The following is a 22,188-nucleotide window of genomic DNA, read 5'->3' as shown; positions in this document are numbered from 1 at the left end:
TTAGTCGGGTGTGAGCGTCGTGGCGGGGATTCGAACCCCGGAGGCTGTACGCCACAGAGTTAGCAACCCTGCGCCTTGGGCCAGGCTTGGCTACCACGACACGCGTTCATAGTACTCGCGCCCTCTCGACGAGGACTCGGGACGCCGCGCCCCTGCACGAGTCTACTCAGATTTCCACGCCGGGTATACATAAACGCAACGAATCACCCGCCCCGTCGTCACCGATTTGCACGCCCCGGACGAACCGGTAGCTATGGCTCCGACAGTCGTCGATCCCGACGATCGCCACCGCCTCGAAACCGAACTCGGTCGGTTCGCTCCCGACGTGGCCGAGCGATCCGACAGAACCCTCGTCGCGACGTTCGGCTCGACGGCACATTTCGCCGTCGAACCGGACGGCACCGTCGACGCGGGGATGCCCCTGCACGACTTCGCCGGGCCGGCCGAACGACTCGCTTTCGACCACGAGGACGGCGTGATCGAGGTGACGTTCGAGACCGGCGACGACGCGGCCGTCTACACCTTTCGCCGTCCCTGATACTGCCGGCTGTACCTTCGTGACGATCTTCGCCACCCCGGGGTGGCGAAATCGGTCACAGATGTACAGCCGGTAGTATGAACTGGGGCTGCTCCGTACGTCACAACCCTTATCGCCGGTCCCCCGCGTAGCACGCGTATGGACGAAGCTGCCGTACGCGAGCGCCTCCGCGAGGTCAGCGATCCGGACCTCCGCGACGACATCGTGTCGCTCGGCCTGGTCAACGAGATCGAGATCGACGACGCGTCGATCGCCGTCGACCTCGCGCTGGGCGCGCCGTACTCGCCCAACGAGACCGCCATCGCGGCCGACGTGCGCGAGGCGCTCGACGACGCGGACCGGGAGATCGAGTTGACCGCCAACGTGGACCGCGGGATGGACGCGGAGGGCAACGTCTTGCCGGGCGTCAAGAACGTCATCGCCGTCGCTTCGGGGAAAGGCGGGGTCGGCAAGAGCACGCTCGCGGTCAACCTCGCCGTCGGCCTCTCGGAGCTCGGTGCCCACGTAGGGCTGTTCGATGCGGACGTGTACGGGCCGAACGTCCCCCGGATGCTCGACGCGGACCAGCACCCGCAGGCGACCGAGGACGACGAGATCATCCCGCCTGAGAAGTACGGGATCAAGCTCATGAGCATGGACTTCCTCGTCGGCGAGGACGACCCGGTCATCTGGCGCGGGCCGATGGTCGACAGCGTCCTCACACAGCTGTGGGAGGACGTGGTCTGGGGGAGCCTCGATTACATGGTGATCGACCTGCCGCCGGGCACCGGCGACACCCAGCTGACGATGCTCCAGAACATCCCCGTCACGGGCGCGACGATCGTCACGACCCCCCAGACCGTCGCGCTGGACGACGCCCGCAAGGGACTGGAGATGTTCGGCCGCCACGAGACGCCGGTCCTGGGACTCGTCGAGAACATGTCGACGTTCACCTGCCCGGACTGCGGTGGGCAACACGACATCTTCGACTCCGGCGGGGGCCGGGAGTTCTCCGAGGAGACCGACCTCCCCTTCCTCGGCGAGATCCCTCTGGACCCGGCGGTCCGAGAGGGCGGCGACGACGGCGAACCGATGGTACTGGACGAGGACAGCGAGACCGGCGAGGCGTTCCGCGAGTTCGTCCACCGGACTGCGATCAATCAGGGGATCGTCCACCGCAAACGCCACGCCGACCGGATGGCTCCCGACCAGTAGACGGCGTCGGGTCGATCAGAACACCGCGGTCACGCCGCCGAGCAGGCCGAGCGTGACCACGAGCCGGCCCAGGCTCCCGAGGAACGTCGCCGCGGCGAACCGGACGTAGTCGCGTTCGAGGACCGCGAACGCGTAGATCGAGATCGTGTCGGGGAAGAACGGAACCGACAGGGCGATCGCGAGGCCGCCGTACCCGTATCGGCGAGCCAGCTGGACGGACCGTTTTTCGGACCACTCCAGTACGTCCCACCGCGAGCGGCGCAGCCACCGGACGATCGGCCCCGCCTCTTTGACTCCCTGTCCGATGTGGAAGGCGAAGACGCTGCCGGCGGCCTTCCCGAACGCGCTGACCAGCATGATCGCACTCAGTCGCGCCCAGGGCGGGAGTCCGAGGTCGAGGGGCGCGGCCAACACGACCTCGCTGGGACCGGGGAGCGCGAACGCGATCAGGAACGAGTAGGTAAAGACGATCCCCATTCCGGGCCAGCCGGTCGCCGACTCGACGAGAGCCTCCGTGCCGGTCCACAGTGACTCGGCGAGCCCCGCCGTCGACAGGGCGAGCAGCGTCGGCGTCACGCTCCCCTCCAGGTCCAGCGCGCGTCGAGCACGTACCGATACACGCCGCTGACGAGGATCGCGACGGCGTTGGCCGGCAGGTGGGTCAGTGCGCTCCACTCGACGAGTCCGTACAGGAGCGCGAGCTGAATCGGGATCGCAGACCCACGGACGACGTTGGTCTTGAGCAGTCCGTACAGATACTCCCCGACGCCGGTCTTCTGGGCACACCGGAAGGTCCAGGCGTTGTTGAGGACGTACGAGAGGACGATCGTCACCTCGATCGCGACGAGTGCCCCGAGCAGATAGTTCAGCGTGGCCACGTCGACGAAGAGCCACAGCAGGAGCATCTGGACGGTTGCCGCGACGATGCCGACGGCGACGAACCGTCGCAGTTGCGGTGCCAGCGGGCCACTGACGAGCGCGCGGAGAGAGGATCGCACCATCATCGATCGTTCGTCCTCCCCAGCATACTGATCTCTACGAGCCGGTCGATCGCCCGGCGTCGTCCGCGTGGGGTTCGCGTGTCGCTGTGAGAGCGCGGTGTGACACCACGTCGACGCGGAGCGGCTCGGCCGAAAAGGGAAACGTCTCGCGAACGGTCCACCACTATACTAATTGAACAGTTAGTAATCCGCTTTACTGTTTCGGTCTGCCAAATCGATACACCGCCGCAATACCCCCGTCACTGGCCTGCGGTCGCGCTCTGTGGGTGGTCGAGAGAAGGTTTATGGCTGACTAACGAGTAAGTCCGCGTATGGAACGATCGCAATCCCGAAAACGACCCTTGCTCGCCGCGTTGCTGGGCGCGCTCGCGACGGGACTCGGTCACCTCTATCTCCGGCGGTGGCGTCGGGCCCTCGGGTGGCTCGTGGCGCTGTTCGCCGTGTCGGTCCTGTTCGTCGACCCCGCGGCCTTCGAAGCGGCGGGCCAGGGCAGCGTTGACCCGCTGGCACTCGCGCCGCTCCTGCTGGTCGCCACGCTCAGCGTCCTCGACGCGTACGCTCTCGCACACGTCCACAACGCGGTCGCTCGGGTGTCGGTCACCGACGACGGACGGCTCACTCACTGTCCGAACTGCGGTCGCGAACTCGATCCCGACATCGAGTTCTGTCACTGGTGTACCGCCGACGTTTCCGAGCTCGACGTCGTCGCGACGACCGACGACGTTGGCTCCGAGTCGGAGTGATACTGCCGGCTGTCCGTCTGTAAATACTCCGTCCGAGAGGATCCAGTCGCGACTGTTCGGTCGTCGTGAGAGCAGAGAGAAGAGCCGCGTTACGCTTCGGCGGTCTGGGCGGACTGCTTGCGTGCGATGTAGCCGGCGATGCGGTTGCGAACGCCCTTGGACTCGATGTTGGTGAGCTCGGTGACGACGTCCTTGTTGTGCTCGAAGTCCGCACCGAAAGCGTCCGGATACCGTTCCATCAGGAGCGTCCCTGTCTTCTTGACGTAGGCGGGCTTGATTGCCATACGGCCACTTACCGGAGTGGCCCTCTAAAAGGATTCGGAACGACGGTCGGTTGGTGGGGAGTGACACGCTACTTATTCGCTGCCGACGCGCTCTCGGACGACGGCGAAGGCCTCGCGCTCGCGCTCGCCGCCACAGCGCTCGACGACGCTCTCGAAGTAGTCGATCCGATCGCGGAGCGTCTGGGTGTCGTACTCGGGCACGTCGAGCCGAGAGGCCGCGACGGTCGCCTCCACGACGGCGTAGTAGGCGCGGTTCGTCGTCGGAACGGTGCGGTGCTCGACCGCCGACTCGATCGGTGTGAGCGTCCACTCGACCCACTCCGTGCCCCCGTCGGTGCCACTCGCGCGTTCTTCGACTTCGACGCAGACCCACGCGTCAGCGCTCGAAAGGACCGGTTCGTCCTCCTCGCGGACCGTCATCGCCGCCTCGGCGAAGTCGACGGGATCGGCCGTGAACTGGACGTACCCCTCGCCGCGCTCGCGGAAGTTCCGCCACGTTCGGGTTCGACCCCACGTGCGCGCGAAGACGACATCGTCACTCGCCGAGGCGTGCAGCCCCAGCGCGGCGACGTTCCAGCGGTCGTTGGGCCCCAGGGTCGTCACGACCGACTCGGTCACGCCGTCCAGATCGACGGGCCAGGACGCCGTCACACGGACAGCCCCCGTTCCAGCGCGACGAACAGCCCCCCGGCGATCAGGTCCGCTGTCGTTCCGGGGTTGATGTCTCGTTCGACGAGATCTGCTGCGAACTCGTCCACGTCGTCCTCGCCGTCGAGAACGGCCTGCGCTCGTCGCTGGACGGCCAGGGCCGTCTCTCGGTCCTGTCGCGTGCTCACGAAGGTGTCGGGTCGGGCCGCCAGCAGTTCGAGGAACACCGTCGCCGCGCGGTCAGCGACCGGTCCGGACGCGCTCTCGATGCGGTCGGCTGCGTCGAAGACGCGTTCGAAGCCGTCGGTCCACTCGGCGGCCACGTCGTCCACGTCGGCACTCCGTTCCATCACGTCCGCCAGCGTCAGCCCGCGGTCGCGCAGCGTCGGGACGGCGTCGGCTCCGCGGCGAACGTCAAGCGGTTCCATACCCTCCGGGGGCTCGTCGACGGCCACGTCGACGTGTTCGAACGCGCGGTAGAAGCCCGCCGCGTCGTCGACGGTCGTCTCGGCGACGACTGCCCGCGCGTGCTCTCGCGAGAGCGCACCGCTGGCCGCCGTCGCGACCAGCGGCGTCACCACGAGGAGTGCGCCGAACTGCGTGTTGCCCCCGCGCTGCTGGGCCATCCCCTCGACTGCGTGCTCGAACGCGTCACCGATCGGATCGCCCGCGGCTGCGCGCTCGAAGCCGGGTCGGGCACCGACCGCACCGGCGAGGAAGTGCTCGAACCGGAGGTCCTCGTACTCGTGTTCCCGGTCGACGTTGCCGGGCTTCGGCGTCCCGGCGACTTCGAGCAACAGCGCCAACTCGGCGTTCTGGGCGGTCGTTCTCACGGCTTCGCCCCCGTCTGGAACCACTCGTGGGTCGCGTGCCGGACCGCCGCCAGCACGTCCGGGTCGTCGCTCGCCCGGCCGACGCTGACCGCGTCGGCACCGTACCGGAAGTACTCGTGGGCGCTCTCGGCGTCTCTGACCTCGTTGTTCGCGATCACGAACAGGCCGGTCGCGTCCGCGATCTCGCCGACGACGTGCTCGGAGTCCATCGCGTCGACGTGGACCGCGTCCGCGCCGGCCCGCTCCAGTTTCGCGGCGAGGGTCGGCAGGTCCACGCCGTCGACTTCCGCGCGGACTTTCACGCTGACGGTCGCACCGGTCGCGGTCGCCGCCTCGACCTGCCGACAGAGCTTCTCGGGCCTGTCGAGTAGGGCCTGCCCGGCTCCGGCCTCGCACATCTCCTCTTGCCGACAGTGGGCGTTGATCTCCAGGATCGCGTCGTGGTCCTGACAGCGCCCGGCGGCGTCCTCGATGGGCGCGAGCGCGGCGCTGCGAACGTTGACGCCGGCTCTGATCGGCAGTTCGTCCATCGCTCGCAGCTGTCGCTGGACGAAGGCCAGCGGGTCGGACGGCAGGAACTCCGAGCGGTCCCGTTCGACCATCGACTGGGCCGCGCGCCGGGTGGCGTCGTCCAGCGCGATCCCGCCGAGGAAGGCACAGCCGGCGAAGGGACCGCCACCCTCTGCCCACTCGGCGTCCGAGCGGCCGCTGAGACTCGCCAGCGCGACGGGGGGATCGAACAGCGCCCCACCCCGATCCGAGTTCACGCGACCACCTCCAGCGCCTCGTCGACCGCGCGGGCGACGCGTTCGGCGTCCGCGTCGTCGTCGATTCGCGTGTCCGTTCTGACGGTCGGCCGGTCGAGCGTCGTCGGATCGTCCTCGTCGAGGACGAACGCGTCCGCGAACGGGTACGCGTCCGCGACACCGGCCGTACTGGCCTCGTGCCCCGTCGCCGTCATGAGCGTTCCGGCGGGGCCGGAGAACACCTCCTCGCCGACGAACGGCGAGACGGCCACGACCGGCGTGCGTTCAAGCGCCGACTCGAACCCCGAGACGGCACGCATCGGGCCGATGCTCGTGACCGGGTTCGAGGGACCGATCACGACCGGCTCGGAAAGCGCTGCGTCGACCGCCGGTGTGGTCGTCGCCTCCTCGCGCCCGCGGAACTCGACGCGCTCGATCGCCGGATCGCCGCCGTTCGCGACCCACCACTCCTGGAAGTGCTGGACGCCGTCGGGCGTGTGAATCAGCGTCGCCACCGGATCGTCGCTCATCGGCACGAGCGTGCGGTCGAGCCCGAACGCGTCGGCGAGCGTCGCTGTCACCTCGGTCAGCGAGTGCCCCTCGTCGAGCAGGCTCGTCCGGGTCACGTGGACGGCCCGGTCGCGGTCGCCGATGTGCATGAACTCCGCGACGCCGGAGAAGCGCCGCCAGCGCCCGATCTCGCGGCCGCCAGTCTGTGCAGAGTCGGGGAGATATCGCGGTCCGTCCGCGAGGCCCGCCCGCTCGGCGAGTCGGTGCAGTTCGTCGTGTGTCTCGGCGGTATCGGTATCGATACCCCACCAGGTCTCGCGGTCGAGGACGCCGCCGTCGAGGAACAGCACCGTGTCCACGTCCGGACAGACCAGATGTCCACCCAGGACCACGTCGTCGCCGGTGTTGCCGACGACGGTCGTCGCTTCGGGCGGAAAGACGGCGTCGGCCCCGGCGAGCAGCTTCGGCGTTCCGGTGCCGCCGGAGAGAAACGTCACCATACCCCCTGTAGTGGGGACGGAGTTGATAAAACATCGTCTCTCACCGGGCGTCACGGGCCAGCCCGGCGGCGGATTTTCAACATTGAGAACCGAAGGGGTTGATTCAAGTCTCGGGGACCATCTAGGGAAGACAATGTCCGAATTCCGACGCCTGGACCGGGTCGACGCCCACCGGTTCGCTCCCGCTGGCCCCGACGAAGAGTACGTCTACGGTGCGTGTTGTCCCGGCTGGCACTCGACTGCGGCTCCCGACGACGCCGTCGAAGAGTGGATCGCGTTCATGCAGGAACGGGGCATCGAGCGCGTGCTCTGCCTGCTCTCGGGGACCCAGCTCGACCAGACGGAGGCCAGTACCGGCCGGTACGTCCGGGCTTTCGGCGGCGAGAACGTCGAACACGTCCCGATCGCCGACCACCACCTGGCCGACGCCGAGACGCTCGACGCGGAGATCCTGCCGTTCATCGAGGAGTCCGTCGAGGCCGAGAAGCCGGTCGTCGTACACTGTCTGGCCGGCATCGGCAGGACCGGCCACGTCCTCGCCGCCTGGCTCGTGTACGGTCGCGGGTACGATCCCGTCGACGCCATCGAGACGGTCGGCGAACTGGGCCGATCACCCGGTGAGGCCGTCGACGCCGGACACGCCCGCCGCGGCGAGCTCCACGAGTTGCTCTCGACGTTTGCCTGACACTGTCGGAACCACGCTTATCCTCGGACCCGACCAAGCACTACTCGATGACCACGATCAAGGACAGCGTCCACGACCACATCGCCGTCGACGGCGTGGCCGAGGCGCTGCTGGACACGCCGCCCGTCCAGCGGCTCCGCCGGATCGCTCAGCTCGGGACGGTGACGCTCGTCTACCCGTCGGCCAACCACACCCGCTTCGAGCACTCCCTCGGCGTCTATCACCTCGCCGACGAGGCGCTTAGCCACCTCGGGATCGAGGGCCGGCAGGCCGAACGCGTCCGGGCGGCGGCGCTGTTGCACGACGTGGGCCACTCGCCGTACAGTCACAACGTCGAGGCGCTGATCTACCGCGAGACGGGGAAGTACCACGACGACGTCCACGACCTGCTCGACCGCGGCGAGGTGGCACGTGTGCTGGCCGACTACGACCTCGACCACGACGCGGTCGCCGACCTCGTCGCCGGGGACGGCGAACTCGGACAGCTCGTCTCGGGCGAACTCGACGTGGATCGGATGGACTATCTCGTGCGGGACGCCCACCACACCGGCGTCCCCTACGGCACGATCGACCACGAGCGGCTGATCCGGGAGCTGCGTTTCGTCGACGGCGACCTCGTGCTGGACGAGGGCAACGTCCAGACCGCGGAGTCGCTGCTGTTGGCCCGTGCGCTGATGAACCCGACCGTCTACAGGCACCACGTCGCCCGGATCGCCAAGACGATGCTCCGACGCGGGACCGAGCGGCTCCTCGAAGCCACCGACACCGACCCGGCCGAACTGCGCCGCTGGGACGACAGCGACCTGCTCGTCTCGCTGCGTCGGACCGACGCGACGGCGGGGTACGCACACCGTCTCACGGAGCGTCGCCTGTACAAGCGAGCGATCTGGGCCGAGATGAGGGCCGTGCCCGACGAACTGCTGGCGATGGATCACGCCGAGATCCGCGAGGAGGAGCGGGCGATCGCCGACGCGGCCAACGTCGACGCTGACGCCGTCCTCCTGGACGTGCCCGGCGAACCGTCGATGCCCGAGTCGTCGAGTCGGGTCGTCGTCAACGGCGAGGTCCGCGGGCTGGGCGACCAGTCGACGCTGGTCACCGCCCTCCGAGCGGCCCAGCGAGATCAGTGGCGGCTGGGTGTCTACGCGCCCGAGGCCGTCGCCGACCGCGTGGGCGAGAGTGCGATCCGCGTGCTCGGCCTGGAACCCGACGGAGCGATGGTCCGGGACGCGCGGCCGGGCGTCCACGCGACACTCGACGAGTTCAACTGACCGGAGCCACCACGTGTTCCCATGAGCGACCAGACCATTCTCGCCGGCACGATCTTCCGCGGCCGCGAGTTCGAACCGATCGAGGGCCGCGTCGTGATCGAGGACGGCGAGATCGCGGCCGTCGAGGAAACCACGGTCGACCCCTCCTCGTGGATCCTCCCGGCGTTCGTCAACGCCCACACCCACATCGGCGACTCCATCGCCAAGGAGGCCGGCGGCGGCCTCACGCTGGAAGAACTCGTCGCGCCGCCCGACGGTCTCAAGCACAGGCTGCTCAGACAGGCCAGCCGCGAGGCACTCGTCGACGCGATGTCCCGGACGATCTCGTTCATGCAGCGCGCGGGAACGGCCGCGTTCGTCGAGTTCCGCGAGGGCGGGGTCGACGGCGTCGCGGCGATCGAGGCGGCACTGCGGGACTCGCCGATCGACGGCGTCGTGCTCGGACGGGAGACGGTCGCGGCGATGGAGCGAAGCGACGGGTTCGGTGCGAGCGGGGCCGCCGACGGCGACTTCAGCCACGAACGGACCGCGACCGCCGAGACGGGGAAACTGTTCGGCATCCACGCCGGGGAGGTCGACGCCAGCGACATCAACCCCGCGCTGGACCTCGATCCGGACTTTCTGGTCCACATGGTCCACGCCGAGGGGTTGCACCTCGACCGCGTGGCCGACAGCGAGGTCCCCGTCGTCGTCTGCCCGCGCTCGAACGTCGTGACGAACGTCGGCGTCCCGCCCGTCGCCGACCTCGTCGAGCGAACGACGGTCGCGCTGGGGACGGACAACGTGATGACCAACAGCCCGTCGATGTTCCGCGAGATGGCCTGGGCGGCGAAACTCGCCGACGTTCCGGCCGCCGAGGTCCTCCGGATGGCGACGGTCAACGGTGCCGAGATCGCGGGCCTGAACTGCGGGCTCGTCGCCGAGGGCCGCGACGCCGATCTGCTGGTGCTGGACGGGGACTCCGACAACCTCTCGGGCGCGCAGGACCCGGTCCGCGCGATCGTCCGGCGTGCCGGCGTCGACGACGTCGAACGCGTCCACTACGCAGGCAAGGCTTAAGCACCCACCCAGTGAACTGTTAACACGAGACAATGTACGACCGCGTGCTCCTGCCGACGGACGGCTCGGCCGGCATGGAGCGGGTCATCGAACACGCCGACGAGATCGCGCGACGACACGGTGCTGCGGTCGAGGTCGTCTACGTCGTCGACACCTCTCACATGACGACGATGCCGACCGGCGCTTCCGTCGAGGGGATTCGAGGCCTGCTCAGCGACGAAGGCGAGATGGCCATCGAGGCCGCAGAGCGGATCTGCTCGCCGGAGACCACCGTCGAACACACGATTCTCGAAGGGAACCCGGAACGGGAGATCGTCGCCCACGCGGCCGAGAGCGGTGCCGACCTGATCGTGATGGGCACCCACGGACGCGGCGGTATCGATCGGCTCCTGCTGGGCAGCGTCGCCGAACACGTGGTGCGGCGCTCGCCCGTCCCGGTCCTGACGGTCCACGTCGACGAGGCGCTGACCGCCGCCTGAAGCGCCAGTCTGGCAGGCCAAAGTGGTGCGGTCGGTGGCGACGACGCCGGGATGCATCGCCGAGCAACCGTCTCATACTACCGGCTGTCAGTCTGTGACGCATTCCGCGACCCCGTGGTCGCGAATCGCTTGCAACAGTGACAGCCGGCAGTATCAGGCCGGCCGGAGGTGCTCGCAGTCGCCGGCCGTGATCGTCACCCGCTCTTCGCCCGTGTCGACGACCAGCGCGCCCGGAAAGGAGATGTCGACGGCCTCGCCCTCGACGGTGCCGCCGGGCGTCTCGACGCGCACCCGTTTGCCAAGCGTCGTCGCGTCCGAGCGCCACGCCGGCACGACCGCGTCGAGATCGCGACGGAGCGCGTCGAACTCCTCTAGGAGTCGCTGGGTGAACACGCGCCGATCGACCGGCCCGACCGCTTCCTGGACGCTCGTGGCGTCGGCCGCCGCCGGCAGCGCCGACGGGTCGACGTTGACGTTGATCCCCATCCCGACGACGACCCAGTCGACGCGGTCGGCCTCGCCCTCGACCTCGGTGAGGATGCCCGCCAGCTTGCGCTCGTCGTCGCCCACGACCACGTCGTTTGGCCACTTGATCCGTGCGTCGACGCCGGCCTCGCGGGCGGCGCGGGTGACGGCGACGGCCGCGGCCAGCGTGAAAGCCGGCGCGTGCGCGATCGGCACCTTCGGACGGAGCGCGAGCGAGAGCCAGACGCCGCCGCTGGGCGAGGCCCACGCCCTGTCGAGCCGGCCACGACCCCCGGTCTGCTCGTCGGCCAGGACCGCAACGTCGCCCTCGCCCTCCGCCGCACGCTCCCGTGCGCGGCGGTTCGTGCTGTCGATGCTGTCGTGGTACTCGATATCGAAGGGCGCTTCGAGCCCGTACGCGACGGCGCTCGCGCCGAACTCGGGGACGGACACGAGTTCGTAGCCGTCGTCGCCGCTGTCGATCTCGAACCCCTCCTCTCGCAGCTGCTCGACGTGTTTCCAGATCGCCGCCCGCGAGACGTCGAGACGATCGGCCAGGGCCGGCCCGGCAACCGGCCCCTCGGAGAGCGCGTCGAGCACCTGCTCGCGTGTCGCTTGCATACGGAGCCCCTCGGCGGGAACGGCAAAAACGTCTCCGTCTGTCAGCGACCGCCGAACGCGACGCGAGCGGTCACCCGACGACGAACAGCAGGTCACCCATGTCGACGGACTCGCCCTCGTCGACGGCCACCTGGGTGACGGTGCCGCCGCGTTCGGCCACGATGTCGTTCTCCATCTTCATCGCTTCGAGCACGCAGACCACGTCGCCGGCTTCGACCTCGTCGCCTTCGTCGACGTTGACTTCGAGGATCGTGCCCTGCATCTCCGCGGTCACTTCGTCGCCCTCGGCGCTGGCTCCGCCGCCGTCGCCGCCCGAATCCGAGCCGCCACCGCCGGGTCGCTGGGGACGGTCGCCGCCGTCGCCGCTCTCGATCTCACCGACCTCGATCGGCGGCGCGCCGCGTTCTTCCAGCTCCACGTCGAAGCGCTTGCCGTTGACCTCGACGGTGAACTCCCGCTCGGTCACTTCCTCGTCGTCCGCGTCGGTCGTCGTCTCGGTCCCCCACTGCTCCTGTGCCGCGTCGATGCGCTCGGGGTCGAGCGTCTCGTCGAGGTACTTCGTCGTGTGCATGCCCTGGACGAACTCGTCGTCGGTGAGCATCAGCCGGTGGAAGGGGACGATCGTCGGGATCCCCTCGATGTCGTACTCGCCGAGCGCGCGCTTGCCCCGCTCGATGGCCTCCTCGCGGTCGCCCGCGTGGACGATGAGCTTCGCGATCATCGAGTCGTAGTCGGTCACCAGCTCGTCGCCCTGTCGCAGCGCGTCGTCCATCCGGACGCCGACGCCGCCGGGGGGATCGTACGTTTCGAGGGTGCCGCCGGTCGCGGGTGCAAAGTCGTCGGCGGCGTTCTCCGCGTTGATCCGGAACTCGATGGCGTGACCGTCGACCGCCACGTCGTCCTGGGCGAAGCCCAGCTCCTCGTCGGCGGCGACCCTGAGCTGCCACTTGACGATGTCGATCCCCGTGATCTCCTCGGTGACGCAGTGCTCGACCTGGATGCGCGTGTTCACTTCGAGGAAGTAGAAGTTCGCGTCGGGACCGAGCAGTTCGCCCGGTTCGCGGTCTTGCTCTTCGACGAGGAACTCGACGGTGCCGGCGTTGTAGTAGCCGGCTTCGGAGACGCCCCGGCGAGCGGCCTCCCCGATCCGTTCGCGGAGCTCGTCCGACAGGGCGGGACTGGGTCCCTCCTCAATGACCTTCTGGTGACGGCGCTGAAGCGAGCAGTCGCGCTCGCCCAGGTGGCGGACGTTGCCGTGGTGGTCCGCGATGATCTGGACCTCGATGTGGCGCGGATTTTCGAGGTAGCGTTCGAGGTAGACGGAGTCGTTCGAGAAGTACGCCTCGCCCTCGCGTTTGGCCGATTCGAGCTGGTCCTCGACTTCGTCGGGGCTCTCGACGATCTTCATGCCGCGGCCGCCGCCGCCGCCCTCGGCCTTGATGGCGATCGGATAGCCGTTCTCGTCGCCGAACTCGTGGACCTGTTCGGGGTCGGTCACCGGGTCGGTGGTCCCCGGGACGATGGGCACGTCGGCGGCCGACATGATCGTGCGGGCCTTCGTCTTCTCGCCAAGCGACTCCATCGAGTCGCTCTCGGGACCGACCCAGGTGATCCCGTCGGTGGCCTCGACGCGGGCTGCGAAGTCGGCGTTCTCGGCGAGGAAGCCATAGCCGGGGTGGATCGCGTCGGCGTCGGCCTGGCGGGCGGCGTCGACGATCGCCTCCTGATCGAGATACGAGTCGGCCGCGCGGGCCGGGCCGACGTTGTACGCCTCGTCGGCGTATCTGACGTGGCCCGAGTGCTTGTCGGCTTCAGAGTAGACCGCGACGGTTTCGACCCCCAGTTCCTCGCAGGCCCGCATGACCCGAACCGCGATCTCGCCGCGGTTCGCAACGAGAACCTTGTCGAACATATCTCCCAGTACCGACGACCCCCTCATAAAACTATGCGGAGTTACACGTCTCTGACCGGCCGATCGATTACCGATCCGGTCCGCCCTTCCGTGTCGGCGGGGCACAGCCGCGGTGGTCGCTCCGGCAGCTCCGGCTATCACGTGAGATATTGGCGGGCGAATGTTTATCACGGTAACCGGGCGATGGTACGGTAATGTCTAGCGGAGTTCAGCAGTCTCGTGGTGGCACGTTCGAACTCGTCCACCACTACGTCGGGGGCGACGGCGAGGCCGCACTGCGAGCGATGATGGACGGGTTCGCCGACAGGCACAGCTCGATCTCGGTTCGGGAGACCCACTACGACAACATGCGCCTCCAGGTCAAGAGCCGAATTCTGGGCGAGGACCCACCGGACGTCTGGACTGGCTGGCCCGGCGGCGAGATGGCCGGCTACGCCGAAGTCGACGCCGTCAAGGACATCACCGACCTCTGGGAGGCCTCTGACATGGCTGCGAACTTCCGATCGGTCGCGGCCGACGTCGCACAGGTCGACGGCCGGTACCACGCGGTCCCGGTCACGATCCACCGGGCCAACGACATGTACCTCCACACCGAGACCGTCGAGGCGATCGGGATCGACCCCGCGCGAGCGTCGGACCCGACCGAACTCGTCGAGATGCTGGAAGCGGTCGCCGACGACCACGACGGACCGGCGCTCTTGCTCCCGATGGCCGACCCGTTCACCGTGCTGCAACTGTGGGAGATCACGCTCCTGGGACTGTCCGATCACGCCACCTTCGAGGCGATGACCGCGGGCAACGCGTCGCGTCACCGCGACGTGATCGTGAGCGCGCTCGAACACATCCAGCGCTTCGCGGCGCTGTCCAGCGAGGACTCGCTGTACGACGGGATGACCGACGCCAACGAGCAGTTCATCGACGGGGCTGCGCCGGTCTACCCGCAGGGCGACTGGGCGGCCGGCGTGTTCGACGAGACGCCGGACTTCGACTTCCAGTCCGAGTGGGACCGCGTCGCGTTCCCCGGAACGGAGAACATGTTCGCCGTCGTCATGGACTCGTTCATCCCGTCGTCGGAGTCAGACAGCGACGCGCTCGAGACGTTCCTCGAATACGTCGGCTCGTGTGACGCACAGGAGCGGTTCAGTCGGAACAAAGGATCGTTACCGGCCCGGAAAGACGCCTCGATCGACGGTTTCACCGACTTCGGAAAGTCCCAGCACCAGCAACTCGACCGCTCGACCGAACAGCCCCAGACGATCACCCACGGCCTGAGCATGTCTTCGGCACAGCTCGTCGACCTGAAAGCGGCGATCGCGGGCTTCATCGACGAGTGGGACGCACAGGCGACGGCCGACGAGATGATCGGCGTCTTCGACCGCTGAGAAACGCCAGCGACCCTACAGCGGGATGTTGCCGTGCTTGCGTTCGGGCTGGTGCTTACGCTTGTTTCGCAGTGTCTCCAGATCGTCGATCAGCCGTGGCCGCGTCTCCTGTGGTTCCAGCACGTCGTCGACGAACCCCCGCTCTGCTGCCGTGTAGGGGTTCGCGAAGGCGTCGCGGTACTCGTCGATCAGTTCCTGTCGACGGGCTTCGACGTCGTCGGCCGCCTCCAGTTCGTCGTCGTAGAGGACGTTCACCGCGCCCTGTGGCCCCATGACCGCGATCTCGGCGGTCGGCCAGGCGTAGTTCACGTCCGCGCCGATGTGCTTGGAAGCCATCACGTCGTAGGCCCCGCCGTAGGCCTTCCGCGTGATGACGGTCAACAGCGGCACCGTCGCCTCGGAGTAGGCGTACAGCAGCTTCGCGCCGTGGTTGATGATCGCGTTGCGCTCCTGGTCCTTGCCGGGCATGAAGCCGGGCACGTCGACGAACGTACAGATCGGGATGTTGAACGAGTCACAGAACCGGACGAAGCGCGCGGCCTTCCGGGAGGCGTCGATGTCCAGCGTCCCGGCGTTGACGCGGGGCTGGTTGCCGACGACGCCGACGGCGTGGCCGTCCAGTCGGGCGAACCCCATCGTGATGTTCCGGGCGAACGCCTCGGCGACCTCGAAGTACGACCCCTCGTCGACGATCCCGTCGATGACTCGCGTCATGTCGTAGGGCTGCTGGGGGGCTTCGGGAACCACGTCGACCAGCTCCTCGTCTCGGCGCTCGGGATCGTCCCAGGGATCGACGCGAGGCGGGTCCTCGACGTTGTTCTGCGGGAGATAGGAGAGCATGTACCGGATGTCGTCCATCGCGGCCTTCTCGTCGGCCGCGGTCAGGTGGGCGACCCCGGACTCGCTGGCGTGGGTCTGGGCTCCGCCGAGTTCGTCGAAACCGACCTCTTCGCCGGTGACCGTCTCGATCACGTCCGGTCCCGTGATGAACATGTGGCTGGTCTCCTCGACCATGCAGACGAAGTCCGTGATCGACGGCGAGTACACCGCGCCGCCCGCACAGGGTCCCATGATCGCCGAGATCTGTGGGACGACGCCACTGGCCTGCTGATTCCGATGGAAGATGTCGGCGTAGCCGGCCAGCGAGTCGATGCCCTCCTGGATGCGCGCGCCGGCCGAGTCGTTGAGGCCGATGATCGGACAGCCGGTCTCGATGGCCTTGTCCATCACCTTACAGACCTTCTGGGCGAACGCCTCGCCCAGCGAGCCGCCGAAGACGGTGAAGTCGTGGGCGAAGACGAACACTTTCCGGCCGTCGACCTCGCCGTAGCCCGTCACGACGCCGTCGCCGGGGACGTGGTGTTCGTCCATGTCGAAGTTCGTCGAGCGGTGTTCGCGCAGCTGGTCGATCTCGACGAACGTGTCATCGTCGAGGAAGTAGTCGATGCGCTCGCGGGCCGTGAGCTTCCCCTTGTCGTGCTGGGCCTCGATGCGGTCCTCGCCGCCGCCACGCTCTGCCTCGCGCTTGCGCTCGCGCAGGTCGTCGACGCGGTCCTCGTGGGTCACGCCGAACCACCCTCGGCTGTGCTGTGCATGACTGGCATAGACAGCGACGGTCGGAAAAACCTTTGCGGGAGGCGGGCCGACTCCGTCCGGCGACGCGAGTCGGGGAAGTGTGACAATCAGTGTCGCGCTGCTAGACGGCGACGCTGGGCCACCCAGAGCATCACCGGAGCCCGCTCTCGGCGGCAGGGTCATGTGCGTAGAGACCAACATCTAGTGATGACACGATCGACGACGGTCCTCGTGATCGGCGGCGGTGCGACGGGCGTCGGTATCGCACGCGACCTCGCACTGCGCGGCGTCGACGTGACGCTGGCCGAGCGCGGCGGCCTCGCGAGTGGCACCTCCGGGCGGTCACACGGGCTGCTCCACAGCGGCGCGCGCTACGCCGAGGCCGACCCGACGGGTGCCCGGGAGTGTATCGAGGAGAACCGCATCCTCCGGTCGATCGCCGGGGACTGCATTCGCGACACCGGCGGGCTGTTCGTCCAGCTAGCCGACGACGACCCCGACTACTTCGAGCGCAAGCGCGCGGCCTGCGAGGAACTGGGCATCGACACCGAGCTGCTGGACGCCACAGCGGCCCGCGACCTCGTTCCCGACCTCTCGGGAGCGGTCGAACGGGCGTTTCGGGTGCCCGACGCCGTGATCTATCCCTCACGACTGGTGGCGGCCAACGCCGCGGACGCGGCCGACCACGGCGCGTCGATCCACCCGAACGCACCACTGGAATCCGTGACGGTCGCGGACGGACGGGTCACGTCGGCCCACCTCGGAGGCACCGTCTCGGAGACGATCGAAGCGGACTTCCTCGTCAACGCCGCCGGTGCGTGGGCCGGCGAGGTCGCGGCCATGGCGGGTCTCGACGTGGAGATGGCCCCCTCACGGGGCGTGATGGTGGCCGTCGACTACGACCGGGTTGGCCCCGTCCTGAACCGATGTCGTGACCCGGACGACGGCGACATCGTCGTCCCTCACGAGCGCCAGGCCGTCCTGGGGACGACCAGCGTGCCCGCCTCGGACCCGGACGACTACGAGCAGGCCGACTGGGAGGTCGAGACCTGCATCGAGGAGTGTGCGGCGATGCTGCCCCCGGTCGCCGACGCCGAGATCGAGCGGACGTGGTGGGGCGTTCGCCCGCTGTACGCGCCCGACGAGGCAGAGTCCGAGCGGCGCGGGATCTCACGTGGCTTCTTCCGCCTCGACCACGCCGAGGACGGCGTCGCGAACGCCGTCAGCGTCGTCGGCGGAAAGCTCACGACCTACCGGCAGATGGCCGAGGCGACGACCGATCTGGTCTGCGATCGGCTGGGGGTCGCGACAGACTGTACGACCGCCGAGGAACCGCTGCCCGGTGCCGACGACCCGGGGACGCTGGACGAGTTCGTCGCCCGGTTCGACGGTCAGGGACCGACCGACTCGGACGTCGTCGCGAGCGACTGACGCGATCGCTGTCGGTCTGTGACGTGCTTCGCTGTGAATTACGACCACCCGCACGGAGACAGCCGGCGGTACGAACCGCTGGCAGGGTCCCGATCGATCGTGACACTCTGTGTGAACCGTCGGAGTAAAGTCGGTCTGTCGCCTCCCGTCGGCCGTGAGAAACGTTACGGACCGGCCGGCCAACCCCTTCGGCTTCGACCCCGGCTGTGAACAGTACGTCGCGGGGTACGGCGACGCCAACGCCCACTTCCACGTCGTCGGTGACCACCCCGGCGTCCACGGGGGAATCGACTCCGGGATTCCCTTCACCGACTGCGAGGCCGGCGATCGGCTCCAGCGGGCGCTCGTCGACGCGGGCCTCCTGCTCGAAGCTGGGACGCCCCCGACCGTCGACAAGACCTACTTCTCGTATCTCCACATGTGCGTCGCCGACGGAACGCCGAGCGAGCGCTCATACGACGACCTGGAGCCGCTGTTCGACTCCGAGCTGCGAGCGATCACGGCCCACGTCTTGCTCCCGGTCGGCGAGCGAGCCACGCGCCACGTCTTCTCGATCGCGACCTCGGAAGCCACCGACGACATCGACATGGACGAGCGCCACGCCACGGAGGTCGCCGGGGCCGGGTGGCTCGTCTACCCGATCAAAGAACCCACGGCGTGGGACACAGACGACGAAGAACGACTCGTTCGGGCACTCGAAGCACTGCTGGCCTCGGACTACCGCCGCGAGGCCGACCTCGGGCGATTCCTCCCGAACGACGATCCGTACCTGGTGCGCTGAGCGGCGGTCGCCCCTATACCGGCGGGACGATCGCGCCCTCGACGAACAGCGTCCGCAGGCCGAGCACGAGCGTCGCGGCGACGCCAGTGACGACGACGATCCGGACCGTCCAGAGCCACATCGGCCCGAACCAGTCCATCCCGGACATCCCCTGTCGAATCTCTGTAAGTGCCTCGTCGCCGAGCACCCAGCCGACGAACAGCATCGCGAACAGCACCGACACCGGCAACAGGAGCTGGTACGCGAGGTTGTCGAACCACGTGAGCCACGCCGTGTCCCAGGCCGACGGGAGCCCGAGGACGAACAGCCCGACCCCGAGTCCGGCTGCCAGCGGCACGCGTCCCACGTCGTAGTTGTCGGTCGCCCAGGACACAGACACTTCGAGGAGGCTGATCGCCGAGGAGAGCGCGGCGATCAGGACGACACCGAAGAAGACCACGCCGAGGAGCCGACCAGCCGGTAGTTCGGCGAACCCGCTCGCCATCGCGATGAAGATGGCGGACGGACCGCTGGTCGCCGGATCGATCCCGTTGGCGAAGAGGACCGGGAACACGACGAGCCCGGCGAGGACGCCGATGAGCGTGTTGGTCCCGACGATGATCCCGCCGTCGACGGCGAGGTTGTCGTCGTTGCCGACGTACGAGGAGAAGGTGACCATGATCGCCATCCCGAGCGACAGCGTGAAGAACGCCTGGCTGACGGCGAAGGGAATCGCCGTGCTGGCGTTCGCCAGCAGCGTGTCGAGGTCCGGCGAGAGGAAGTACTCGTAGCCCGCGGCCCCGCCCTCCAGCGTGAGCGCCCAGACCGCCATCGCGAGCATGAGGAGGACGATGCTCGGAACCATCACCTTCGTCGCCTTCTCGATGCCGTCCTCGACGCCCAGCGCGACGATGCCGACGACGACCAGCACGAACAGCGCCTGGGCCGCGATCGCTTCCGGTCCCGCCGAGACGGCACCGAAGTACTCGGCCGGCGCGTCGAAGTAGGCACCAGTCGCGCTGCCGACGATGTAGCGCATGACCCAGCCGCCGACGACGTTGTAGTACGAGAGGATCCAGAACCCCGTCGCGACGCCGAGTGCGCCGACGATGCGCCACTGCCGGTGTCCGAGTTCACCGAAGGCGTCGATCGCGTTCAGGCGCGTCCGCCGACCGAGGACGAACTCACCCAGCAACGCCGGGAACCCGATCGCGACGACGGCGATCAGATAGAAGACGAGGAAGCTCGACCCGCCGTTGGCCCCCGTCTTGAACGGGAACTGCCAGATGTTTCCGAGCCCGACCGCGCTCCCGATCGCGGCTACCAGAAATCCGATTCGTGTCGTCCACGTTGCTCGTTCGGCCATACTTACTGACCGGGTTCACGATGGAGTGATATAACGCCTGTGAAACCTATCATATATGTATCCATATCTGAAGGTGTTGGACTGTCAGCAGTTCAATAGGGCTAATATAGCAGCTTCGAAATGAAAAGAGAGCGTCAACTATCTCGTCGTCACGCCTACTCTCGCTCGCCGTCGGGTGGTTTCGATCCGCCGTCGGCCGTGACGTACACTTATAACCCGAGCGCCCGACGTATCGAGTATGCGAACTCGCCTCAAACGGGTCTTCCGACGGTCGAAGTACGCGGCAACTGGTGCGGCACTCGGCGCGGCGGTCGGTGCCGTCTTCAGCAGGAACGCCGCGAGTACCGGCGGCGCGCTCGGCGGGCTGCTCGGCGCGACGATCGCCCAGCAGCGCGACTCGGTCGACAACGTCGTCGGCGAGATCAAAGAAAAGAAAGCGCCCGAACGACTGGCCGACGAGGCGGAGTGAGACCGCTGGCTGTCAGTTCCTGAACGACCGTACTGCCGATCGTACCGGCCGTCCGTAGCGCGCACGCCTCGTCGTGTCGACGACGCGGCGCGGGTAAGCGAGACTTTTTCTCGCTCCCTCGTCAACTGCTGTGATATGAGCAACGACGAGTCGCTCGATACCCGCGGCCGGCGGTACGATCCCGACGCCGACCACGCGTTCCCCGACGAGCGCGTGAACGAAATGCTGGCCGCGATCGAGTCGGACACCGAGATCCAGGCGTACCTGGAGGCACAGAACGTCAACCCGGTCACTCGCAAGCGCTACAACGACCACGGCGCGAAGCACATCTCGATCGTTCGCAACCGGGCGCTGTGCCTCTACGACCTGCTCAAGCGCGGCGGCATCGAGTTCAACGGTGCCAGCGAACAGGGCCTGGAGGAGGCCGACGAAGCCGTCATCATCGCGCTGGCTGCGACCCTTCACGATATCGGCCACGTCGTCCACCGGGACGACCACCCCTACTACTCGATCCCGCTCGCGGCCGACCTCCTCGACGACTTCCTGCCGGCCTACTACGACACGGAGGCTGCAGTACGGGTGAAAGGTGAAGTGTTGCACGCGATCCTCTGTCACCACACCGAGGAAGATCCGCTGACGCTGGAGGCCGGCGTCGTCAGAGTCGCCGACGCGCTGGACATGGAGAGCGGGCGCTCGCGCATCCCGTACAACTACGGCGGCCGCGGCATCAACACGGTGTCGAGCCAGGCGATTAAGCGCGTCTTTCTGCAGGATGGCGACGACAAACCAGTCCTCGTCGAGATCGAGATGTCGAACGCCGCGGGCGTCTACCAGGTCGACAACCTCCTGAAGGCGAAGCTCCAGGGCTCCGGGCTGGAATCTCACGTCCGGATCGTCGCGCTCAACGTCCGCGAGGACGAGGACCAGCTGGTCGAGCGGATCGAGCTGTAGCCGCTCGCAGCCGACGGTCCCGTGGGCCCTTACCGCCCCGTCACGTCGGGCTTACCGAGCGTACCCGGTGCATGAATTTATGCGGGCACCGTCAACGCTCGCGCATGAACGGCGTTCGCATGCCGGATCTGACCGCCGACGCCCGCGACGGATCGGACGGACCGCACGGGTCGGTGTCGGGACGGGTCCAGGGCCTCCTCGAATACCTCCGAGGTCGAGTCCTGACGCTGCTGGTCCGCGATCGGTCGACGGACGACGCCGGGCGTCGGCGACTCGACCGGGACGGCGGATCGACTGCCCCGGAACTGGATCGGTTCCCCGAGCGGGCACGGCCGCTCACCCACCCCGACCGTGAACTCGACGGCCTCAACACGCCGGACGTGGTCGGGATCGAGACCGACGACGGACTCCGGCTTTCGCTGCCGAACAACCCAGACGCGACCCTCGTCTCGGACGTGTGGGTGACGATCGAGGAGTGACGCCGCTCTTTTCGCTCGCAGCTGTTCCTCGCAGAAATGCGGCGACCGGGATTTGAACCCGGGCCATGAGCTTGGAAGGCTCAGGTCCTACCACTAGACCACCGCCGCTTACTTCGTTTGCGCCGAGGTTCACGATTACGCTGGAATCGCTCACCACCGCCGCATGCTTCGCCTGCGGCGTGCCTCGCAGTTCTTCCAGAACTGCTCACCACCGCCGCTTACTTCGTTTGCGCTGGGGTTCGCAACGCGTCGCGTTACGCACCGCCAGACTCGTGACGACGGAACG

At 67.8% G+C, this 22,188-nt stretch carries 24 protein-coding genes and 2 tRNA genes; 13 read left to right on the top strand and 13 right to left on the bottom strand.

Annotation, left to right across the window (positions count from 1 at the left end; genetic code table 11):
* Window positions 1-15: 15 nt before the first annotated feature.
* A tRNA-Ser gene (locus IL252_RS01055) sits at window positions 16-100 on the bottom strand.
* Window positions 101-253: 153 nt separating this feature from the next.
* On the opposite strand from IL252_RS01055, the gene IL252_RS01050 reads away from it, so the two are divergent.
* Together IL252_RS01050 and IL252_RS01045 are read left to right on the top strand one after the other, a co-directional pair.
* Complete coding sequence (locus IL252_RS01050; RefSeq protein WP_208626004.1) at window positions 254-538, top strand: hypothetical protein; 285 nt, start codon at window positions 254-256, stop codon at window positions 536-538.
* A gap of 138 nt (window positions 539-676) precedes the next feature.
* Window positions 677-1,732 (top strand): Mrp/NBP35 family ATP-binding protein, encoded by a 1,056-nt coding sequence (locus IL252_RS01045; RefSeq protein WP_208626002.1) that lies wholly within the window; start codon window positions 677-679, stop codon window positions 1,730-1,732.
* Between the two features lie 15 nt (window positions 1,733-1,747).
* On the opposite strand, the gene IL252_RS01040 is transcribed toward IL252_RS01045, so the two are convergent.
* The gene (locus IL252_RS01040) at window positions 1,748-2,287 is read right to left on the bottom strand and encodes a YqaA family protein (RefSeq protein ID WP_244256886.1); all 540 of its coding nucleotides are present in this window, start codon (window positions 2,285-2,287) and stop codon (window positions 1,748-1,750) included.
* Between the two features lie 17 nt (window positions 2,288-2,304).
* Entirely contained in the window at window positions 2,305-2,733 is a 429-nt protein-coding gene (locus tag IL252_RS01035; RefSeq protein ID WP_208625999.1) for a GtrA family protein, read from the bottom strand.
* Window positions 2,734-3,044: 311 nt separating this feature from the next.
* Here IL252_RS01035 and IL252_RS01030 point away from each other — a divergent pair, with 311 nt between their 5' ends.
* Complete coding sequence (locus IL252_RS01030; RefSeq protein WP_208625996.1) at window positions 3,045-3,476, top strand: zinc ribbon domain-containing protein; 432 nt, start codon at window positions 3,045-3,047, stop codon at window positions 3,474-3,476.
* A gap of 89 nt (window positions 3,477-3,565) precedes the next feature.
* Here IL252_RS01030 and IL252_RS01025 read toward each other — a convergent pair whose 3' ends face one another.
* The 5 genes from IL252_RS01025 to cofD all read right to left on the bottom strand — a co-directional run bounded on the left by IL252_RS01025 (window position 3,566) and on the right by cofD (window position 6,997).
* Entirely contained in the window at window positions 3,566-3,760 is a 195-nt protein-coding gene (locus IL252_RS01025) for a 30S ribosomal protein S17e (protein WP_018258376.1), read from the bottom strand.
* A 72-nt stretch (window positions 3,761-3,832) separates the two neighbouring features.
* On the bottom strand, window positions 3,833-4,411 hold the full coding sequence (locus IL252_RS01020; RefSeq protein ID WP_208625993.1) for a DUF447 domain-containing protein: 579 nt from the start codon (window positions 4,409-4,411) through the stop codon (window positions 3,833-3,835).
* Complete coding sequence (locus tag IL252_RS01015) at window positions 4,408-5,241, bottom strand: triphosphoribosyl-dephospho-CoA synthase (RefSeq protein WP_208625990.1); 834 nt, start codon at window positions 5,239-5,241, stop codon at window positions 4,408-4,410. The genes IL252_RS01020 and IL252_RS01015 overlap by 4 nt, the downstream gene beginning before the upstream one ends.
* Window positions 5,238-5,984 carry a tRNA-dihydrouridine synthase gene (locus IL252_RS01010; RefSeq protein ID WP_208627355.1) on the bottom strand — a complete coding sequence of 249 codons (747 nt, stop codon included), beginning with the start codon at window positions 5,982-5,984 and terminating at the stop codon, window positions 5,238-5,240. The genes IL252_RS01015 and IL252_RS01010 overlap by 4 nt, the downstream gene beginning before the upstream one ends.
* Before the next feature lie 20 nt (window positions 5,985-6,004).
* A complete protein-coding gene (gene cofD, locus IL252_RS01005; RefSeq protein ID WP_208625987.1) occupies window positions 6,005-6,997 on the bottom strand; it encodes a 2-phospho-L-lactate transferase in 993 nt (330 codons plus the stop codon).
* 133 nt (window positions 6,998-7,130) lie between these two features.
* Between cofD and IL252_RS01000 the strand changes: the two genes are divergently transcribed.
* Genes IL252_RS01000 through IL252_RS00985 form a run of 4 tightly spaced genes read left to right on the top strand, consistent with a single transcriptional unit; the run spans window position 7,131 to window position 10,491 of the window.
* Window positions 7,131-7,682: a dual specificity protein phosphatase family protein gene (locus IL252_RS01000; RefSeq protein WP_170094550.1), complete on the top strand. Its 552-nt coding sequence runs from the start codon at window positions 7,131-7,133 to the stop codon at window positions 7,680-7,682.
* A 47-nt stretch (window positions 7,683-7,729) separates the two neighbouring features.
* Window positions 7,730-8,953: an HD domain-containing protein gene (locus IL252_RS00995; protein ID WP_208625984.1), complete on the top strand. Its 1,224-nt coding sequence runs from the start codon at window positions 7,730-7,732 to the stop codon at window positions 8,951-8,953.
* Between the two features lie 21 nt (window positions 8,954-8,974).
* Window positions 8,975-10,012 (top strand): amidohydrolase family protein, encoded by a 1,038-nt coding sequence (locus tag IL252_RS00990; RefSeq protein WP_208625981.1) that lies wholly within the window; start codon window positions 8,975-8,977, stop codon window positions 10,010-10,012.
* A gap of 32 nt (window positions 10,013-10,044) precedes the next feature.
* A complete protein-coding gene (locus IL252_RS00985) occupies window positions 10,045-10,491 on the top strand; it encodes a universal stress protein (RefSeq protein WP_170094547.1) in 447 nt (148 codons plus the stop codon).
* Window positions 10,492-10,644: 153 nt separating this feature from the next.
* On the opposite strand, the gene IL252_RS00980 is transcribed toward IL252_RS00985, so the two are convergent.
* Together IL252_RS00980 and IL252_RS00975 are read right to left on the bottom strand one after the other, a co-directional pair.
* Entirely contained in the window at window positions 10,645-11,577 is a 933-nt protein-coding gene (locus tag IL252_RS00980; protein ID WP_208625979.1) for a biotin--[acetyl-CoA-carboxylase] ligase, read from the bottom strand.
* Between the two features lie 70 nt (window positions 11,578-11,647).
* Window positions 11,648-13,489: an acetyl-CoA carboxylase biotin carboxylase subunit gene (locus IL252_RS00975; protein ID WP_208625977.1), complete on the bottom strand. Its 1,842-nt coding sequence runs from the start codon at window positions 13,487-13,489 to the stop codon at window positions 11,648-11,650.
* A gap of 194 nt (window positions 13,490-13,683) precedes the next feature.
* On the opposite strand from IL252_RS00975, the gene IL252_RS00970 reads away from it, so the two are divergent.
* Window positions 13,684-14,871 (top strand): ABC transporter substrate-binding protein, encoded by a 1,188-nt coding sequence (locus IL252_RS00970; RefSeq protein ID WP_208625974.1) that lies wholly within the window; start codon window positions 13,684-13,686, stop codon window positions 14,869-14,871.
* A 15-nt stretch (window positions 14,872-14,886) separates the two neighbouring features.
* Here the strand turns inward: IL252_RS00970 and IL252_RS00965 are convergent, their stop codons facing one another.
* On the bottom strand, window positions 14,887-16,437 hold the full coding sequence (locus IL252_RS00965; RefSeq protein WP_208625971.1) for an acyl-CoA carboxylase subunit beta: 1,551 nt from the start codon (window positions 16,435-16,437) through the stop codon (window positions 14,887-14,889).
* Between the two features lie 216 nt (window positions 16,438-16,653).
* Between IL252_RS00965 and IL252_RS00960 the strand changes: the two genes are divergently transcribed.
* The gene (locus IL252_RS00960) at window positions 16,654-17,877 is read left to right on the top strand and encodes an FAD-dependent oxidoreductase (RefSeq protein WP_208625968.1); all 1,224 of its coding nucleotides are present in this window, start codon (window positions 16,654-16,656) and stop codon (window positions 17,875-17,877) included.
* Between the two features lie 154 nt (window positions 17,878-18,031).
* Complete coding sequence (locus IL252_RS00955) at window positions 18,032-18,658, top strand: uracil-DNA glycosylase family protein (RefSeq protein WP_208625964.1); 627 nt, start codon at window positions 18,032-18,034, stop codon at window positions 18,656-18,658.
* Between the two features lie 13 nt (window positions 18,659-18,671).
* On the opposite strand, the gene IL252_RS00950 is transcribed toward IL252_RS00955, so the two are convergent.
* Complete coding sequence (locus tag IL252_RS00950) at window positions 18,672-20,003, bottom strand: sodium-dependent transporter (RefSeq protein WP_208625961.1); 1,332 nt, start codon at window positions 20,001-20,003, stop codon at window positions 18,672-18,674.
* A gap of 238 nt (window positions 20,004-20,241) precedes the next feature.
* Between IL252_RS00950 and IL252_RS00945 the strand changes: the two genes are divergently transcribed.
* The 3 genes from IL252_RS00945 to IL252_RS00935 all read left to right on the top strand — a co-directional run bounded on the left by IL252_RS00945 (window position 20,242) and on the right by IL252_RS00935 (window position 21,902).
* Window positions 20,242-20,472 (top strand): hypothetical protein, encoded by a 231-nt coding sequence (locus tag IL252_RS00945; RefSeq protein WP_208625960.1) that lies wholly within the window; start codon window positions 20,242-20,244, stop codon window positions 20,470-20,472.
* 135 nt (window positions 20,473-20,607) lie between these two features.
* Window positions 20,608-21,423 (top strand): HD domain-containing protein, encoded by an 816-nt coding sequence (locus tag IL252_RS00940; RefSeq protein WP_208625957.1) that lies wholly within the window; start codon window positions 20,608-20,610, stop codon window positions 21,421-21,423.
* Window positions 21,424-21,527: 104 nt separating this feature from the next.
* On the top strand, window positions 21,528-21,902 hold the full coding sequence (locus IL252_RS00935) for a hypothetical protein (protein ID WP_208625954.1): 375 nt from the start codon (window positions 21,528-21,530) through the stop codon (window positions 21,900-21,902).
* A gap of 37 nt (window positions 21,903-21,939) precedes the next feature.
* On the opposite strand, the gene IL252_RS00930 is transcribed toward IL252_RS00935, so the two are convergent.
* Window positions 21,940-22,010, bottom strand: a tRNA-Gly gene (locus IL252_RS00930).
* Window positions 22,011-22,188: the final 178 nt, after the last annotated feature.

It is taken from the genome of Halomicrobium sp. IBSBa (genome assembly GCF_017612575.1).
In the GTDB taxonomy this organism is placed as follows: domain Archaea; phylum Halobacteriota; class Halobacteria; order Halobacteriales; family Haloarculaceae; genus Halomicrobium.
This window is presented reverse-complemented; position numbering and strand designations above follow the sequence as displayed.